Annotated in this window: 14 protein-coding genes; 6 read left to right on the top strand and 8 right to left on the bottom strand. The window is 72.1% G+C overall.

The genetic code is table 11. From position 1 onward, the window contains the following. The first annotated feature begins 424 nt into the window (after positions 1 to 424). Together ABZY12_RS30170 and ptsP are read left to right on the top strand one after the other, a co-directional pair. Entirely contained in the window at positions 425 to 874 is a 450-nt protein-coding gene (locus ABZY12_RS30170; RefSeq protein WP_356895864.1) for a PTS glucose transporter subunit IIA, read from the top strand. Positions 875 to 957: 83 nt separating this feature from the next. Beyond that, entirely contained in the window at positions 958 to 2,628 is a 1,671-nt protein-coding gene (gene ptsP / locus ABZY12_RS30165; RefSeq protein WP_356895862.1) for a phosphoenolpyruvate--protein phosphotransferase, read from the top strand. Positions 2,629 to 2,694: 66 nt separating this feature from the next. Here the strand turns inward: ptsP and ABZY12_RS30160 are convergent, their stop codons facing one another. Continuing rightward, positions 2,695 to 3,591, bottom strand: a complete 897-nt coding sequence (locus tag ABZY12_RS30160; RefSeq protein WP_356895860.1) for a hypothetical protein — start codon at positions 3,589 to 3,591, stop codon at positions 2,695 to 2,697. A gap of 22 nt (positions 3,592 to 3,613) precedes the next feature. After that, positions 3,614 to 4,876: an MFS transporter gene (locus tag ABZY12_RS30155; RefSeq protein WP_356895858.1), complete on the bottom strand. Its 1,263-nt coding sequence runs from the start codon at positions 4,874 to 4,876 to the stop codon at positions 3,614 to 3,616. Positions 4,877 to 4,922: 46 nt separating this feature from the next. Between ABZY12_RS30155 and ABZY12_RS30150 the strand changes: the two genes are divergently transcribed. Further along, a complete protein-coding gene (locus tag ABZY12_RS30150) occupies positions 4,923 to 6,242 on the top strand; it encodes an aminotransferase class I/II-fold pyridoxal phosphate-dependent enzyme (RefSeq protein WP_356895856.1) in 1,320 nt (439 codons plus the stop codon). 104 nt (positions 6,243 to 6,346) lie between these two features. Here ABZY12_RS30150 and ABZY12_RS30145 read toward each other — a convergent pair whose 3' ends face one another. Beyond that, positions 6,347 to 8,317, bottom strand: a complete 1,971-nt coding sequence (locus ABZY12_RS30145) for an acetoacetate--CoA ligase (protein WP_356895854.1) — start codon at positions 8,315 to 8,317, stop codon at positions 6,347 to 6,349. Positions 8,318 to 8,531: 214 nt separating this feature from the next. On the opposite strand from ABZY12_RS30145, the gene ABZY12_RS30140 reads away from it, so the two are divergent. Further along, on the top strand, positions 8,532 to 10,886 hold the full coding sequence (locus ABZY12_RS30140) for a glycoside hydrolase family 31 protein (RefSeq protein WP_356895852.1): 2,355 nt from the start codon (positions 8,532 to 8,534) through the stop codon (positions 10,884 to 10,886). A gap of 143 nt (positions 10,887 to 11,029) precedes the next feature. On the opposite strand, the gene ABZY12_RS30135 is transcribed toward ABZY12_RS30140, so the two are convergent. After that, positions 11,030 to 11,530 carry an NUDIX domain-containing protein gene (locus tag ABZY12_RS30135; protein WP_356895851.1) on the bottom strand — a complete coding sequence of 167 codons (501 nt, stop codon included), beginning with the start codon at positions 11,528 to 11,530 and terminating at the stop codon, positions 11,030 to 11,032. A 59-nt stretch (positions 11,531 to 11,589) separates the two neighbouring features. Here ABZY12_RS30135 and ABZY12_RS30130 point away from each other — a divergent pair, with 59 nt between their 5' ends. Next, positions 11,590 to 12,414: a M15 family metallopeptidase gene (locus ABZY12_RS30130; RefSeq protein WP_356895849.1), complete on the top strand. Its 825-nt coding sequence runs from the start codon at positions 11,590 to 11,592 to the stop codon at positions 12,412 to 12,414. 183 nt (positions 12,415 to 12,597) lie between these two features. On the opposite strand, the gene ABZY12_RS30125 is transcribed toward ABZY12_RS30130, so the two are convergent. From ABZY12_RS30125 to ABZY12_RS30110, 4 genes are read right to left on the bottom strand one after another with little or no spacing between them, the layout of a single operon-like run. After that, positions 12,598 to 13,206, bottom strand: a complete 609-nt coding sequence (locus ABZY12_RS30125; protein WP_356895847.1) for an ATP/GTP-binding protein — start codon at positions 13,204 to 13,206, stop codon at positions 12,598 to 12,600. Further along, positions 13,187 to 13,630, bottom strand: coding sequence for a DUF742 domain-containing protein (locus ABZY12_RS30120; protein ID WP_356895845.1), 444 nt, complete (start codon positions 13,628 to 13,630; stop codon positions 13,187 to 13,189). Before ABZY12_RS30120 ends, ABZY12_RS30125 begins: the two co-directional genes overlap by 20 nt. A gap of 13 nt (positions 13,631 to 13,643) precedes the next feature. After that, a complete protein-coding gene (locus ABZY12_RS30115) occupies positions 13,644 to 14,078 on the bottom strand; it encodes a roadblock/LC7 domain-containing protein (RefSeq protein ID WP_356895843.1) in 435 nt (144 codons plus the stop codon). Then, positions 14,075 to 16,942 (bottom strand): nitrate- and nitrite sensing domain-containing protein, encoded by a 2,868-nt coding sequence (locus ABZY12_RS30110; RefSeq protein ID WP_356895841.1) that lies wholly within the window; start codon positions 16,940 to 16,942, stop codon positions 14,075 to 14,077. Before ABZY12_RS30110 ends, ABZY12_RS30115 begins: the two co-directional genes overlap by 4 nt. A 416-nt stretch (positions 16,943 to 17,358) precedes the next feature. On the opposite strand from ABZY12_RS30110, the gene ABZY12_RS30105 reads away from it, so the two are divergent. Beyond that, the gene (locus tag ABZY12_RS30105) at positions 17,359 to 17,781 is read left to right on the top strand and encodes a hypothetical protein (RefSeq protein WP_356895839.1); all 423 of its coding nucleotides are present in this window, start codon (positions 17,359 to 17,361) and stop codon (positions 17,779 to 17,781) included. The last annotated feature ends 47 nt before the right edge of the window (positions 17,782 to 17,828 follow it).

Below are 17,828 nucleotides of genomic sequence, written 5' to 3'. Positions count from 1 at the left end.
GTCTTTCGTGTTTCCAGCTTAGCAGATCCGTTTTCCGTTTCCGCCACCCGCTGGAGCGGGCTTGCCGTTCCAGGAATTCGCTTTTCGCGCTTTCCCTTGCGGCGGGGTCAAACACTACCAGGCTTTTCCGCTCCCCCTGACCACTCCCTCCGCAAGGCATGCAGAGGTGTAGACCACTGGGGTTAGGATCGGGCTCGATAGGTGCTGCCGACCCACGACTCAATGTCGCGTTGGGGTCAAGCAGAGGTACGACAGTACATCCCACCGTCAGTGGAGGCAAATCGTTTCCGGGTAGTCGCTAGGTCCGCCAACTGGTCTGTCTCGTGCGGAACTAGGACTTCTCATGACATACGCTTCTGAACAGTACGCCGTCCAGGACAGGTAGTGACGGCGCCACACCATCTCCGCCCCTGGGAGGCTTCCCATGACAACCGTGACGTCGCCACTTGCTGGACGCGCCATCGGTCTCGCTGCAGTACCCGACCCCGTCTTCTCCGGCGCCATGGTCGGTCCCGGTACCGCGATCGACCCCGCACGTGAGGCGTCGGAGGCCGTTTCGCCGGTCGACGGCGTCATTGTCTCCCTTCACCCGCACGCGTTCGTCGTCGTCGACGGCGAAGGCCACGGTGTGCTGACCCACCTGGGGATCGACACCGTCCAGCTCAACGGGCAGGGCTTCGAGCTGCTCGTGAACAAGGGGGACACCGTGACGCGCGGACAGGCCATCGTGCGCTGGAACCCGGCGGAGGTCGAGGCTGCCGGAAAGTCCCCGATCTGCCCCGTCGTGGCCCTGGAGGCCACGGTCGACTCCCTCTCCGACGTCGTCGAGGACGGCGAAGTGAAGGCCGGCGACCAGCTCTTCAGCTGGAGGTGACGTCGGGGCCGTCCTCACGGCGGCCACGAGTTCGACATTCATCGCGGCGGCCGGGTGCCGCCGCTCTATCGGAGACGGGTGAGATGGAGACAACGCTGCGAGGCGTCGGCGTCAGCCACGGAGTGGCGATCGGCGAGGTCCGGCACATGGGAACGGCCGTTCTCGAGCCGCCGGCCAAGCAGATTCCCGCCGAGGAGGCGGAGCGCGAGCAGGGGCGCGCCCGCCAGGCCGTGGAAGCCGTGGCCGCCGACCTGATCGCGCGGGGCAATCTGGCCGGAGGCGAGGCACAGCACGTGCTCGAGGCCCAGGCGATGATCGCCCAGGACCCGGAGCTCATCGCCGACGTCGACCGCCGGATCGCGGTCGGCAGCACGGCCGAGCGCGGTATCTACGACGCGTTCTCGCACTACCGCGAGCTGCTCGCGGGTGCCGGCGAGTACATGGCCGGGCGCGTGGCCGACCTCGACGACGTGCGGAACCGGATCGTCGCCCGGCTGCTGGGTGTGCCGATGCCCGGCGTGCCGGACAGTGACGAGCCGTACGTGCTGATCGCGCGGGACCTCGCTCCCGCCGACACGGCGCTGCTCGACCCGGCGCTGGTGCTCGGCTTCGTGACCGAGGAGGGCGGGCCGACCAGCCACAGCGCCATCCTCGCGCGGGCGCTGGGTGTGCCGGCCGTGGTGGCGCTCCCGGGTGCCGGCGAGATCGGTGAGGGCACGGTCGTCGCGGTGGACGGTTCCACCGGCGAGATCTTCGTGAATCCGAGCGAGGACCGGAAGGCGCGGCTGACCGCGGCCGCCGCCGAGCGCAGGGCCGCTCTCGCCGCTTCCAGTGGTCCCGGCGCGACCTCGGACGGGCACAAGGTGCCGCTGCTCGCCAACGTCGGCGGTCCGGCGGACGTGCCGGCCGCGGTGGAGGCCGGGGCCGAGGGCGTCGGTCTGTTCCGTACGGAGTTCCTCTTCCTGGACGACAGTGAGAAGGCGCCGTCGGAGGAGAAGCAGATCGAGGCCTACCGCAAGGTGCTCGAGGCGTTCCCCGAAGGCCGTGTGGTCGTGCGGGTGCTGGACGCCGGTGCGGACAAGCCGCTCGACTTCCTGACGCCGGCGGACGAGCCGAACCCGGCTCTGGGTGTGCGGGGTCTGCGGACGTTGCTCGACCATCCGGAGGTGCTGCGTACGCAGCTGACGGCGCTGGCGAAGGCCGCCGAGGGTCTGCCGGTGTACCTCGAGGTCATGGCGCCGATGGTGGCGGACCGTACGGACGCGAAGGCCTTCGCCGACGCGTGTCGTGAGGCGGGGCTGCGGGCGAAGTTCGGCGCGATGGTGGAGATTCCCTCCGCCGCGCTGCGGGCGCGCTCGATCCTGCAGGAGGTGGAGTTCCTGTCGCTGGGCACCAACGACCTGGCGCAGTACACGTTCGCCGCCGACCGTCAGGTCGGTGCGGTGTCACGGCTGCAGGACCCGTGGCAGCCGGCGCTGCTCGACCTGGTGGCGATGTCCGCCGAGGCGGCCAAGGCCGAGGGCAAGAGCTGTGGTGTCTGTGGTGAGGCCGCTTCGGATCCGCTGCTGGCCTGTGTGCTGACGGGTCTGGGGGTCACCTCCCTGTCGATGGGTGCCGCGTCCATTCCTTACGTGCGGGCGACGCTCGCGAAGTACACGCTGGCCCAGTGCGAGCGGGCGGCCGCGGCCGCGCGCGCGGCGGACACGGCCGACGAGGCCCGGTTGGCCGCTCAGGCGGTGCTGTCCGGGGAGTGATCCCGGCAGGTTCTGGTTGATCGAAGGGGCTCCCCGTCACGTGAGTGGCGGGGAGCCCCTTCGGCGTCAGTGGTGGGACGGCCGGTCGTCGTCCTCGGGGGCGAGGTCGAAGCCGGCGTGGTAGTCGACGCCGGGTTCGGGAGCGATGGGCTCTCCCGTACGGGCGTCGGTGCAGTAGGCGTTGAAGACCTCTGCCTCGGTGAGCGGGAGCAGGGTGCCGTGGGCGAGGCGCCAGCCGTGGAGTCGGTCGCGGGCGCCGGGGGTCGTGGTGCGCAGGACCACTCCGCCGGGGCTGTCGAGGGCGATGCCGGTGGCGAGGACGGTGACGAACTCCGCGCCCTCGGCGGTGTCGAGGTGGGCGGGTCCTTGCCCGTCGCGGGTGGTGTGGAGCAGGGCGAGGAGTTGTTCGTCCGCGGCGGGAACGCTGCAGACGAGGTGGTGGGTGCCGGGGCCGGCCGCTTCGAGGAGTCGCATCAGCAGGCGTGAGGCCCGGTCGAAGGCGGCTTGGCCGAGGTCCTGGCCGCATTCGGCGCAGTGGCCGGTGTCGGTGAGGAGCATCGTGGCGTACTCCCAGGTGGCGCGGCGAACGGCGGTGTCGATGAGGGTGGGGACGAGTGTGGTCATGGGTTGGCCGGTGTAGGGGATGCGGGCACCGGTGGCGGCCAGTTCGGCGGTGTAGCGGCTGCGGCTGGTGGGGTGGTCGGGGTCGAGCCCGGTGTCGTCGCAGTAGGCGGCGTACTCGTCGGGGTCGAAGAGGGCGACGGTGGTGTGGCCGCCCTGGGCGGCCAGGGTTTTGAGCAGGCCCTCGACCTGCCGGAGGTAGGCCGGGTGGTCGTCGAAGCGGAACGTGGCGTAACGGCGCATGGCGGCGAAGTCGTCCTCGTCGGCGAGGAGGCCGACGGTGCTGGGTACTTCGCGGCGCAGTGCGCGGCGCATGGATGTGGTGGTGCTGGTTTGTGCCATGTCTCCCCCTGGGCGCTGTCGATCAATGCTCACTCACCGTAGCGGTGGGCACTGACAGTGACCGTTTGTCGAGGCTTCGGCGGACGAGGCGGCTCTGTACGCCGCAGGTGGCGGCGAGAGCGGCGCCGAGGATCGGCCAGGCCAGCGGGCCGGCGGCGATCACGCCGGTCAGGAGGAGTGGGCCGCCGAAGCGCTGGGTGGCCGGGGCGAGTCCGTGGACTCCGAGGTAGGCGCCCTGGGCGTCGTCGGGGGCGAGGGCGACGGAGAGTTCCCAGGAGGCGGTGGCGTGGATGATCTCGGCGAAGGTGAGCGCGACTGCGGCGACGACCAGAGCCGTGATGGCGAGGGTGCGGCCGGCGAAGGCCGAGGCGGCCAGGGCCAGGGTGCCGGCGACGAGGAGGCAGGCGAGCGGGACGAGGAGGCGGCGGGCCGCCTCGGTGGTGGCGCCGAAGCGGGCGAGGGGGACCTGGAAGAGGACGACGAGGACGCTGTTGAGGACGAGGAGCAGCGGCGCGAGTCCGACCGGGGCGTCGGTGGCGTGGACGATCCAGAGCGGCAGGGCGACCTGGAGGATCGTGTCGTCGAGGAAGATGACCGCCTCGGTGGCGGTGAAGAGCAGGAAGGTGCGGTCTCGCCAGGGGCCGGCGGGCTTGGCGCTCGGGGCGCCGGTGGCGGAGCCGGCCGCGACGCGGGAGGGGGCCGGGGGTTCGGCGCAGCGCAGGGTGAGGGCGGCCATCACGACGTACGAGACGACGTTGCCGACGAGCAGCAGCTGGAAGGCGGTGCTGGTGGCGACGGAGAGGGCGGCGGCGGCGCCGAGGCCGCCGACGGCCCAGCCGAGGTTTCCGGCGGTGCGGTTGATGGCCTGGTAGCGGACGCGTTCGGGGCCGGCGATGCGGGTGGCGTAGAGCTTGGTGAGGACGTTCGTGGCGCGGTCGGGGAGGGCGCCGATGGCCGAGTAGAGGACGAGCAGGGCGTAGTTGTCGGTGGTGAGGAGGGCGAGGAGGGCGGCGGCGCGCAGGAGTTGGCAGCCGATGAGGACGCGGGTGACGGGGAAGCGGTCGGCGAGGCGTCCGGCGAGGGGCGCGCCGGCGATGCCGACTCCGCCGGAGACGCCGACCAGGAGGCCTACCTGGCCGAGGCCGAGGCCGGAGACGTAGGTGAAGTAGAGGGCGATGGAGGTGGCCCAGAGGCCGGTGCCGCATTTGTCGATGAAGCCGATGAGCAGCATGCGGCGGCCGTCGACACCTCCCGGGATGCGGTTCTTCAGCGATGCGCGGCTCACGCGGTCCCCCTTGACTCTGCTTTTGTATTGATACATAGTTCAGTACGTGGCAGCACAATATTCGATTGTCGGGACGACGGCCAAGGGAATTGCCGCGTCCGTCGAGCGGGGCGTGTCCGAGGGCGGGCTCGGACCGGGGCGCGCGCTGCCTCCGGTGCGGCGGCTCGCGGAGGAGCTGGGAGTCAGTCCGGGAACGGTCGCGACGGCGTACAAGGAGCTGCGGCAGCGAGGGGTCGTGGTCACGCGGGGGCGCGGCGGGACCGTGGTGGCGGAGGCGCCGTCGGTCGCCTCGCGGCGGCCGCCGCGGGTGCCGGAGGGGCTTGTGGACCTCGCGGGCGGCCATCCTGATCCCGCGTTCCTGCCCGAACTGCGACCTCCGGCGCGGGTGGGCCCGGTGTACGGGTCCCATCGTGCGTCGCCGCGGCTCGGCAGGCTGGAGGAGCTGACGCGGGCCTGGTTCGCTCGGGACGGCGTCCCGGCGGAGCATGTGACGTTCGCCCACGGCGCGTTGGACTGCATCGCGCGGCTGCTGTCGACGGAGCTGCGACCGGGCGACGCGGTGGCGGTCGAGGATCCCGGCTTCCATCATCTGCTGGACCTGGTACCGGCGTTGGGGCTGCGGATGGTGCCGGTCGCGGTCGACGCGGAGGGGTTGATGCCGGAGGCGCTGCGGACGGCGCTGCGGTCAGGCGTACGGGCGGTGGTGTGCACTCCGCGTGGACAGAACCCGACGGGCGCGTACTTCACGCGGGGGCGACGGGACGAGCTGGTGGCGGTGCTCGGGGAGTTCCCGGAGGTCCTCGTCGTGGAGGACGACCACAACGCGGACATCTCCGGGGCGTCCGCGTACACGCTGGCGGCGGCCGGTCTCGAGCGGTGGGCGCACGTGCGGACGGCGTCCAAGCATCTGGGGATCGACCTGCGGTGGGCGGGAGTCGCGTGCGACTCCGTGACGCTGGCGCGGCACGACGGGCGGATGCTGATGACGTCCGGCTGGGTCAGTCACGTCCTGCAGGAGACGGCGGCGGGGCTTCTCGCGGACGAGGAGGTACGGCGCCTGGTGGCGGGCGGCGAGGCGGCGTACGCGGCGCGGCGGGCGGCGCTGATCGAGGCGCTGGCGGGGCACGGCATCGCGGCGGTCGGGGCGAGCGGGCTCAATGTGTGGGTGCCGGTGCGGGACGAGTCGGCGGTGGTCAACGGGCTGCGGACGCGCGGGTGGTGGGTCGCGGCGGGGGCGCGGTTCCGGATCACGACGGGGGCGGGCGTGCGGATCACGACGGCGGCGTTGGGAGTGGAGAGGGCGCGGGTACTGGCGGGGGATTTCGCGGGGGTGCTGGGGGAATCGCAGGCGACGTACGGGGGGTGAGGGGGCCTCCCCCGCCCCGCCCCCTCCCGAAACTCTGACGAGCACGGCGGCTCCGCCCCCGTTCCCCCGCGGCGCGGCGGCTTCGCGCCGCGGGGTGCGGACGGCTATGTGCGGCGGGTCGTGGCCAGGTTCTCGTAGAAGGCGAGGAGAGCCAGGTTGTCGACCGAGCCCGGGTTGACGGCCTTGGAGAGGGGGGTGCCTTGGAGGAGGCGTTTGATCGGGACCTCGATGCGCTTGCCCGTGAGGGTGTGCGGGATGCCGGGGACCTCGATGATGTCGTCGGGAACGTGGCGCGGGGAGAGTTCGGTGCGGATCGTCCGCTTGATACGGGAGATCAGCGCGTCGTCCAGGGTCGCGCCCTCCGCGAGGTGGACGAAGAGGGGCATCCAGTAGCCGCCGTCGGGCTCCTCGAGGCCGATGACGAGGGATTCCCGGATCTCCGGGAGGCGTTCGACGGCCTCGTAGATGTCGGCCGAGCCCATGCGGACGCCCTGGCGGTTCAGGGTGGAGTCGGAGCGGCCGTGGATGACGACGGAGCCGCGGTCGGTGATCGTGATCCAGTCGCCGTGGCGCCAGACGCCGGGGAACATCTCGAAGTAGCTGTCGCGGTAGCGGCTGCCGTCGGGATCGTTCCAGAAGTGGATCGGCATGGACGGCATGGGGTTGGTGACGACCAGCTCCCCGACCTCGCCGATCAGCGGCTTGCCCGACGGGTCCCAGGACTGCAGGTCCGTGCCCAGGCCGGCAGCCTGGAGTTCGCCGATGTGCACGGGCAGGGTCGGGACGGCGCCCGCGAAGCAGGAGCAGACGTCCGTGCCACCGCTGACGGAGGCGATCCACAGGTTCTCGCGGACCTCGTCGTGCAGCCAGCGGAAGCCGTCGGGCGGGAGCGGTGAGCCGGTGGTGGCGACACAGGTGACCGCCGAGAGGTCGAAGTCCCGGCCCGGGTGGACGTCGGCCTTCGCGCAGGCCATGACGTACGCGGCGGAGGTGCCGTACAGGGTGGCGCGGGTGCGTTCGGCGACCCGCCACTGGGCGGCGGTGTCGGGGTACCCCGGGCTGCCGTCGTAGATGACGACGGTGGTGCCGGTGAGCAGGCCGGAGACGAGGAAGTTCCACATCATCCAGCCGGTGGAGGTGTACCAGAAGAACACATCCTCGGGCCCGAGGTCGCAGTGGAGGCCCAGCTGCTTGAAGTGCTCGATCAGGATGCCGCCCTGGGACTGCACGATCGCCTTGGGCAGGCCCGTCGTGCCGGAGGAGTACAGGACCCACAGGGGGTGGTCGAACGGGACGTGCTCGAAGACCGGGTCGATGTCGCCCGAGGTGAGGGCCGACCATTCCAGGGCGCCCTCGGGCGCCTCGGTGCCCAGCAGCGGGATGTGGACGACCGCGCGGAGGGTGGGGAGTTCGGCGCGCAGTTCGGCGACGGTGTCGCGGCGGTCGTGCTCCTTGCCGCCGTAGCGGTAGCCGTCCACCGTGAACAGGACCACCGGCTCCACCTGCTGGAAGCGGTCCAGGACGCTGCGCGCTCCGAAGTCCGGCGCGCAGGAGGTCCAGACCGCGCCGACGGCGGCGGTGGCCAGCAGAGCGGTGACGGCCTCGGGGATGTTGGGCAGATAGCCGCTGACCCGGTCACCGGGCCGGACGCCCAGGGCGCGCAGCTCCGCTGCGAGCGAGCCGACCTGGCGGCGCAGTTCGCCCCAGCTGATCGGCCGCGGTTCATGTGTCTCGTCCACATGGAGCAGGGCCGGGTCATGGGGGCGTTCGGCGGCGGCGCGCAGGGCGTGCTCGGCGTAGTTGAGGGTGGCTCCGGGGAACCACTGGGCGCCCGGCATCGACCGGTCGCCGAGGACGCGCTCGTACGGCGTGGCGAATCGGATGTCGAACCACTCGGCGACGGCCTGCCAGAACGACTCCAGCTCCTCGACCGACCAGCGGTGCAGGGCCGGGTACCCACCCTCGGCCGGGGCTCCGTGGTGCTCGGCGGCCCAGGACTGGAAACGGGTGACCGCGGCGGCGGCGACGCGTTCCTCGTCCGGCTGCCAGAGCGGCTCGGTGTGCGCTGATGTCATGGGGCGGCTCCCTGGGCGTACGCGGGGTCTGCGTGGGTCGCGCGCACGTGCGGGGTGTGCGCGTGACGCGGCTGACAGGGACGATGCCATGGGAGCGGCTTTCGCACCAGGTTTCGCCGCCCATGGTCCGGTAGCTGAATATGTGCTCCCACCACGGGTGAACGGCAGTTGAACGGACCTCGCTCGCGGGTTGCCCGATGGCAGGGTGAGCGGCATGGACGGTCGTGAGCTGGTGCGTTCGGTGAAGGTGTTCGGATCGGTGCAGGGGTTGCGGGCGGTGCGTGCGGCGTGGCGGCAGCGGCGGGCGGACGCGCTGGGGCTGCCGCCGAGGGGGAGGGAGCGGGCCCGGGTGCCGGGGCCGGTCGGCGAGGCGGTTCCCGGGCCGGGCGGCGGAACCGTCCACTTCGCCCGCTCGCAGTTGCGGATCAGTGTGTCGGCCGGGGGCACGGTGTTCTGGGGGTGGGACGGGGCGGAGCCGCTTCCCTCGTACGCGCTGGCGGGCGAGCCGCCCGAGCCGGACGGGCGGGCGGCGCTGGAGCCGGACACGGACGGCGGCTGGCGGGTGGTTTCGGAGCGGGTGACGGTCGCGGTGTCACGACACGGGGCGGTGGAGGTCCGGACGCCGGGCGGGGTGGTGCTGCGCCGGGACCTGCCGCCGCGGTGGTGGGAGCCGGTCGCCGGCGGTCCGGCGCGCTGGGTGCAGCGCAGTGAGGTGCCCGCGGACGCGCGGTTCTTCGGTCTCGGCGGTCGCTCGGGCGGGCCGCGCCTGCGGAACGGTTCGTACCGGCTGTGGAACACCGATCCGCACGGCAGCTTCTCCCCCGGCGACGATCCGCTGTACATCACCATGCCGGTGCAGTTCGTCGTCTCGGACGCCGGTACGCATCTGGCGTTCCACGACAACTCCTGGGACGGCCGGGTCACACTCACCGAAGGTGAGGAGGGGGCGGGTTCCGGGCATGACCGGCCGGGGACCAGCGAGCTCCGCATGGACGGAGGGCCGTTGCGCTGCTGGGTGGTGGTGGGGACTCCCGCGCGCGTGCTCCACGGCTGGGCGGCGTTGACGGGGGCTCCGGCACTGCCGCCCTCGTGGGCGCTGGGGCCGCAGCACGCGCGGTGGGGGTTCGGAAGCGAGCGGGAGGTGCGGCGGGTGGTGGACGGCTACCGCAAACGGGATCTGCCGCTGTCCGTGCTGCATCTGGACATCGACCACTACGACCGGCACCAGGTGTTCACGGTGGACCGTGAGCGGTTTCCCGATCTGCCGGGGCTCGCGGCCGACCTGCGGGAGGAGGGGGTTCGGCTGGTGTCGATCGTGGACCCGGCCGTCAAGGCGGAGCCGGGGAACGCGGTGTACGACAGCGGGACCGCCGCCGGGGCGTTCGTACGGGAGGCGCGGGGCGACGAGGTGCGCGGGCTGGTCTGGCCGGGCGAGTGCGCCTATCCCGACTTCACCGATCCGGCGGTACGGGAGTGGTGGGGCGGTCTGTACGAGGAGCGGCTCGCGCAGGGCTTCTCCGGCGTCTGGCACGACATGAACGAGCCGGTCTCCTTCGCCCCCTTCGGCGACCAGACGCTGCCGCGTTCGGCCCGGCACGCGCTGGAGGGCCGCGGTGGGGACCATCGCGAGGCGCACAACGTGTACGGCCTGACCATGGCCCGCGCCGGGTACGAGGGGCTGCGCCGGCTGCGTCCCGGGGAGCGGCCGTTCCTCTTCTCCCGCTCGGGGTGGGCGGGGATGCAGCGCTACGGCGGGACCTGGTCGGGCGACGTGTCGACCGGGTGGCCCGGCCTGCGGGCGTCGCTGTCGCTGGTTCTGGGGCTGGGGCTGTGCGGGGTGCCGTACTCGGGCCCCGACGTGGGCGGTTTCGACGGAGATCCGTCCCCGGAGCTGTTCCTGCGCTGGTTCCAGCTGGGGGCGTGGCTGCCGCTGTTCCGTACGCACGCGGCGATCGACGCGGGGCGGCGCGAGCCGTGGGAGTTCGGTCCGGAGGTCCTGGCGCACGCGCGCGTGGCGCTGGCCGAACGCGAGCGGTTGCGGCCGTACTTCGTCACCCTGGCGCGGCTCGCCCAGCTGACCGGGGCGCCGTACGTGCGGCCGGTGTGGTGGGGAGCGCCGGAGGACCGGGCGCTGCGCGACTGCGAGGACGCGTTCCTGCTCGGTGACGCGCTGCTCGTGGCGCCGGTCCTGTCCCGGGGCGCCGACCGGCGTGCGGTGCGGCTACCGCGGGGTCGCTGGTACGACACGGCGACGGGGCGGGCGTACGAGGGGCCGGGGCAGGTGCTTGTGGACGCGCCGCTGTCCCGCGTTCCGGTGCTCGCGCGCGCGGGTGCGGTGATTCCGGTACGGGGCTGGGGTGACGAGCTGGAGCTGGAGGTCTGGGCGCCTGCGGTGGGGCGGAGCGGTGGGGGGCTTGTCGTGCGGGACACCGGGGACGGCTGGGAGGCGGCCGAGATCGAGCGGTACGCGTCGCGGTGGGTGGAGGGCCGGGTGGTGGTGGAGCGGGTGACGGACGACGGGGTGCGGGAGGTGGAGCTTCCGGTCCGGGTGCGGGGTGCCGAGGGGTGAGGGGCGGTGCGCGGGGTGGGTGGGTGTCATCGGGTCATCGGCCTTCAGCTCCGCGGGCAGCGCGGTCGGCCTCGGCGCCGGGGCGGCACGGGCGCCGGGAGCGGCGGGAGGCGGGCCCCGGCTCCGGGAGCGGCGGGAGGCCTTCAGCCGTACAGTCCCCCGAACCAGCGCCGTACGGCCTCTGTGTGGAGGGGGAATGCCAGTTCCGCCGGGGCGTGCAGCAGGTGCCAGCCGCTCGTCTCGTCCGTGGGGGCGGAGGGCGGCAGTTCGGCGGCGGAGCGGGGCGGGAGGAGGCCGAAGAGGAGAAGATGTCCGGCCGGGGAGCTGAGCGCGTCGGCGAGGCGCACCTCGTCCGCCGGCGCCTCGATCCGGGTCTCCTCGCGCAGCTCGCGGACGACGGCGTCACGCCAGTCCTCCGCGTGGTCGATGAAGCCGCCGGGCAGGGCGACGTGCCCCCGGCGGGGTTCGATCGTGCGGGTGATGACCACGAGTCCGGTACCGGCGGCGTCCGTCGCGGGGAGGAGCGCGACGGCGACGGGCAGCGGATTGCGGTAGGCGACGGAGCCGCAGGCGGAGCAGGTACGGGGCCAGCGGGCGGCCTCGCCGTAGGGGGCGCCGCAGGCGGAGCAGTGGGAGTCCTTCACGGCAGGACCGTATGCGATCACTCTTTCCCGCGCCCCGTGGAACCTGATAGACGGTGCACATGACAGGACTTGCTTCCGCTTTCCGTACCCTCGGCGCGCTGGCCGTGGCCGGTCTGTTCGCCGTCACCGCCGCCGTACCGTCCGTCGCCGTACCGTCCGCGCGGGCCACGCCGGAGCCGAAGGCTCCGAAGGAGTTCGTGGCGCTGAGCTCGGTGGACCGGACGATCATTCAGGAGATGCGCTACACCACGGAACACAACTTCGTGGGTGAGCCGATCGACGGCTACCGCCAGCCGCTGTGCATCCTGACCCGTCCCGCCGCCGAGGCGCTGCACCGCGCGCAGGTGAAGCTCCTGGCGCGGGGCTACTCGCTGAAGGTCTACGACTGCTACCGCCCGCAGCGGGCCGTCGACCACTTCGTGCGCTGGGCGAAGGATCTCGACGACGAGCGGATGAAGAAGGAGTTCTATCCGCTGGTCGAGAAGTCGCGGCTGTTCGCTGACGGTTACATCGCGGAGAAGTCCGGGCACAGCCGCGGCTCGACGGTCGATCTGACGATCGTGAAGCTGCCCGCCGAGCCCACGCGGCCGTACGTGCCGGGCGAGCCCCTGGTGGAGTGCTACGCGCCGCGGGCCGAGCGCTTCCCCGACAACTCGGTGGACATGGGCACGGGCTTCGACTGCTTCGACACGCTGTCGCACACCGACGACGGGCGGATCCAGGGGGCCCAGCGGGCCAACCGGCAGCTGTTGCGGTCGACGCTGGCGGAGCAGGGCTTCGTGAACCTGCCGGAGGAGTGGTGGCACTTCACGTTCAAGCCGGAGCCGTTCCCCAGCACGTTCTTCGACTTCCTGGTGGCGCGGCGGTCGGTGGCCGGGCACTGAGACCGGTCCGGCAGGGGCGGTCGGGGCCACCCCCGTGGGTCCCGGCCGCCCGTGCCGCCTGGAAGGACGCGGAAAGGGGCCGTACGGTTCTCAGCCGACGGCCCCCGGCGGCGCGAATGACGGCCCCCGGCCGCCTCAGGTGGCGGCGGGTGCGGAGCGGCTCGGGTGACAGCTCCGACCGCCTCAGGTCGCGGCGGGTGCGGGCGTGCGGTCCGCCGCCAGGACCAAGGCGTTCTCGACGACCGCCACCAGAACGTTCTTCACGGATTCGCGGTCGCGCGCGTCGCACATCAGCAGCTCCACCTCGGGGTCGAGGTCCAGCGCCCCGCGCACGCTCTCCGCCGGGAATCGCTGGGCGCCCTCGAAGCAGTTGACCGCCACCGTGAAGGGGATTCCACGCCGCTCGAAGTAGTCGATCGCCGCGAAGCTGTCCTCCAGGCGCCGGGTGTCCGCGAGGACGATCGCCCCGAGCGCGCCCTGCGCCAGCTCGTCCCAGAGGAACCAGAAGCGGTCCTGGCCGGGTGTGCCGAAGAGGTAGAGGACCAGGTCCTCCCGCAGGGTGATGCGTCCGAAGTCCATGGCGACCGTGGTGGTCGACTTGGCCTCCACGCCGTTCACGTCGTCGACGGGCCGCCCCGCCTCGCTGAGGAATTCCTCCGTGCGCAGCGGCCGGATCTCGCTGACGGCGCCGACGAGGGTCGTCTTGCCGACCCCGAAGCCGCCCGCGACCAGGATCTTCAGGGTCACCGGTTCGACGAGCGGCTTCTTGCGGCTAGAGCGCCCGAAGGCCATTGATCACCTCGCGGAGAATGCTCACGTCCGGCAGCTCGGCCGGCGGAACGGGGCGGGTCACATGGACGAGTTCGTCCTCGACGAGATCGCCGACGAGGACGCGTACGACACCCACCGGGAGATCGAGTCCGGCGGCGAGTTCGGCGATCGACTGAGGGGTGTCGGAGCAGAGTTCGACGATCTCCACGTGCTCCGGGGAGAGCGTCTGGTCGCGGCCGGGGTCGTCGGCCGCCGGCTCCGGCACCACCAGGGCGATCAGGTCGAGGCGGTGACGGGTGGCGGCGCTGGTCCGGCCACGGGTCATCGCGTACGGACGGACCACCGGCCCGGCTTCGTCGTCGAACCAGTGGTGGGGCCGTTCCGGCCCCTGGTCCGGGCCCTGGTCCGGGGCCCAGTCCTGGTCCTGCTGGTCTGCGTCACTCATACCGTCCCCCCACTCATCCTCCGGCGGCCGGACCCGACCGAGGCGCCGTCGCGAGGTGGGCTCCGACCCGCTTGACCATCAGCGTCATCTCGTACGCGACCTGGCCGACGTCGGATTCGGCGTCCGCGAGGACGGCCAGGCAGCTGCCGTCGCCGGCCGCCGTGACGAAGAGGAAGGCGTCCTCCAGTTCCACGACGGTCTGGCGGACCCTGCCCGCCTCGAAGTGGCGGCCGACGCCCTTGGCGAGGCTGTGGAAGCCGGAGGCGACGGCGGCGAGGTGCTCGCCGTCCTCGCGGGTCAGGTCGGCGGAGGCGCCGGTGGGGAGCCCGTCGCTGGAGAGCACCAGGGCCTTGCGGATGGATCCGACCCGCTGGACCAGCTCGTCGAGGAGCCAGTTGAGCTCACCGTTTCCGGAGGTGCTGGGTGCTGCGGCGTTCGGTGCGGTCATCGACCGTCCCCCTCGGGTGTCGTTCCTGGTGCTGTCGTCTCGTCGTTCTGCCGTCGCCCGCGCTGCCATCCGCGCTGCATCGATGCCATGCGGCTGCGCACTTCCTCGGCGTCGCGCTCGAAGTCCGCGTCGGTCCGGCGGGTGGAAGCCCGCGCCGCCCGCTCGTCCGTGCGTTCGCCCGTCTCGCGCAGCTGGGGCGCGAGGCTCGCCTGGCGAACCCTGCGGGGCAGCCCGCCGAACGGCGCGCGGCCGTCGGGTGCGACGGAGCCGTCGGACGTTACGGAGCCTTCGGGTGCGACGGAGCCTTCGGGCGGCACGGGGACCAGCAGCGGCGGAGTGCCGCGTTCCGACACGGGCGGAGTCTGCGGGGCCATGGCGCCTCCGGTCTCCTGGGCGGACGCGGGGTGGGCGCGGCCCGGCTCGTCGATACGGCGGCCGTGATCGACGACGAGCGTCGGGGGCCGGCGCCGGGGCAGCGGTACGGGACCGCCGCCCCGCGCCTCGTCACGCGTCCGGTCCTCACGCGTCCGGTCGTCACGGGTCCGGCCGGGTCCGCGACCGGGTGCCTGGCCGGAAGTCCGGCCGGGGCCGGAACCGGGTCCCTGGTGGGCCGCCGGGTCCGAGGCCTGCTGGTGCTGATCGCCGTCGGGCGCGGGTGCGAGACCGCCGCGGCGCCGGGGGTCGCGGGCGCGGAAGAGGCCGCCACGCTCGCTCTCGGTGTCCAGCAGGTCGGCGGACCGGTCGAGCAGGTCGTCGAATCCGGCGGCGCCGAGCGGCGCTTCGAGCTCGACGGGGCCGTTGAGAGGGCCGTCGTGCGCGCCGTCGAGGGAACCGCCGTGCGGCACCGTGGTGAGCGCCGCGCGCCGGGCCGGCAGCTCGGCGGGGTCGCCCGGGCCCTTCCCGTGCTCGGGGCCGCCCTTCCGGTCGAGGCTCTTGCGGTCCAGGCGGAAGCCCGCGCCCTGCGTCTCGGGCGCGTCGGTGAGCAGCGTGGCCGGGATGAAGACGACCGCGGTGGTCCCTCCGTACGGCGAGGGCTGTAGTGAGACCCGGACGTTCTGGCGCTGGGCGAGCCGGCTGACCACGAAGAGGCCGAGGCGGTCGGTGTCCGAGAGCTCGAACTCGGGGGTCTCGGCGAGGCGGAGGTTCGCGTCGAGCAGGGCGTCGGGGGCCATGCCGAGGCCGCGGTCGTGGATCTCGAGGGTGAAGCCGTTGGCGACCCGCTCGCCGAGGACCTGCACGGCAGTGTGCGGCGGCGAGAAGACGGTGGCGTTCTCGAGGAGTTCGGCGATGAGGTGCGTGAGGTCGGCGACGGCCGGGCCGCCCACGCCGAGGCGGGGCAGGCGCCGGACCTCGATCCGCTCGTAGTCCTCGACCTCGGCGACGGCCGCCCGGACGACGTCCATGAGCTGGACGGGCTTGCGCCACTGGCGGGACGGGGCGGCGCCGGAGAGGATCACCAGGCCCTCGGCGTGGCGGCGCATACGGGTGGTCATGTGGTCGAGACGGAACAGGTCGGCGAGTTCCTCGGTGTCCTCGGTGCGCCGTTCCATGGTGTCGAGGAGGGTGAGCTGGCGGTGGAGCAGCACCTGGTTGCGGCGGGCGAGGTTGACGAAGACCTCGGAGACACCGCGGCGCATGTCGGCCTGCTTGACGGCCGCTTCGACGGCGGCGCGCTGGAGGGTGTTGAGGGCCTGGCCGACCTGGCCCACCTCGTCCTCCTCGTACCGCAGGTGCGGCACCTCGGTCTCGACGTCGACGTGTTCACCGGCGGCGAGCCGGCGCATCACGCTGGGCAGGCGGACGCCGGAGACCTCCTGGGCCTCCTTGCGGAGCCGGCGCAGGTCACGGACGAGGTCGCGGCCGACCCGGACGGAGACGACGACGGAGACGAGCAGCGCGAGGAAGCCGAGGACGCCGGCGACGCCGGCCTTGAGCAGCACGCTGTACGCGGCCGGCTGGACGCGGTCCTGATAGCGGTCGCCCGCCTCGGTGTTCTCGCGGGCCAGGTCGTCGAGGACCGGGTTCGCTCGTTCCGCCCAGCGCTCGGCGGTGATGGTGCGCGGGTTCTCGGTCGCGCCCGCGAGGACCAGATCCTCCTCGGCACGGCGCAGCGGCTCGGTGTCGGGACTGCCCCAGTAGCGCTCGAACCGCTCGCGCTCGGCGGTGGGCAGGACTTCGAGGCTGACGTCGTAGAACTGCTTGCGGTTCGCGATGAGGTCGGAGATGGCGCGGATCTCCGGGGCCGTGACGCGCTCGGCGATGAGCGCCGACATGACCAGGGCGTCCTCGCGGGAGAGGAGTTCGCGGGCGCGGACGACGCCGACGAGGGCGCGTCCCTGCTTGTCCATCTCCACGTTCTCGAGGGCGTGGAGGGTCAACAGGAAGCCGTAGCAGGGGTCGACGAGCCGGTTGTAGAAGTCGAGTGCCTGCATCCGGCCGATGCTGCGGTTCTCCACAGAGCGGCGCAGCGAGTCGAGACCGTCGAGCGCTGCGAGCAGGGAGGTGAGCCGCTGGGAGGTCACGGGGCGCATCTCTTCGCGTACGCCGGAGTCGGCGGCGTTCGTCCGGATGCGGGCGATCTGCCGGTCGGTGGCCTCTCGCTGCTCGCGAAGGGTGGTGAGGGCGTCGGAGGCGCGCGGATCGGCGAGATAGATCAGTGACTGGCGGCGTTCCTTCTGGATGACACGGACGGTGTCCTCCAGGGGGTAGCCGACCTTCTCGACGATGTAGCCGACGTCGAGGAGCTGGTCGGCCGCGCGGCCGGTGAGTGTCGTGGCGAAACCCCAGAGGCCCGTGAGGGAGAGGAGCGGCACGAGCAGCAACGCCACGATCTTCCGGCGGATGGACTTCCCGCGAAAGCGCATGGCCTCCCCCAGCTCGGCCCCCGCCCGGCGCGGAGGTCCTCCTCGTCGACGCGCGAGCGTCAACACGCGGCGTCAACCTTCACATTCGACAAACGGCTGCGCGAGCCTACTACTGCATCACAGCCAACTCGAAGGCATGTCCGTGCGATTTTCAGCCTCCCGAGTGAGCGTTGATCATGAGATGTCCTGGTATTCGGGGAGTTGGCATTCGCCGGTGTGGTGGAGGACACCTGGCCGGAGGTCACCTCGCCGTGCTGCACGGATGGCTGGAATTATTCGTTCCGGTGACGGCGGAGGTGAAACCTTTTCCCTCTGTCGATCGTCATTCTGTAACGGGGGGTTGTGTCCGCGTAAAGCGGCTCAAGACGGGCAGCAGCCACCCTGGGAGACGTTCAGCGGTGGGGAGTGACAGAACCATGGAACATGAGGCGCGGTCGTCGCGTCAGTTGTGGGTGGAGGACGAGAAGGGCCGGCGCCGGATGCCCGATCCGGTGCGTACCGCCGCCGTACGAGCCGTACTGCTCACGTCGGTGACGCTGATACAGGCGATGGTGGCCTTCTTCGCCGCGGTCAGCGGTTCGTGGCTCGCCTTTCCGATGCTGCTCACCTCGGTGGCCAGCACGGTCGTCGCGACCTGGAGCGTGCTCGACGTGTGGGTGACGCGACAGGTGTGGCGGCAGCGGAACGGCGTGGTGTCGGAGCCGAGCAGTACGGCTCGTCAGCTGCGGCGTGAGCGGCGCCAGGCACGGAAGACGGCGCAGGCGCCGGAGGGCGAGCCGGGGCACGGTGCCACGGACATACGGCGGACGGAGACGGCGAGGCTGCCGGAAGCGGCCTGAGATGACGCGGTCTGAGTCGACGCGTGCGGAACGGCCCGGTCCCCTTG

The organism is Streptomyces sp. NPDC006551, from assembly GCF_040611675.1.
Lineage (GTDB): Bacteria > Actinomycetota > Actinomycetes > Streptomycetales > Streptomycetaceae > Streptomyces.
Note: the sequence above shows the minus strand (reverse complement) of the source record. Positions and strands in the feature narration are given on the sequence as shown.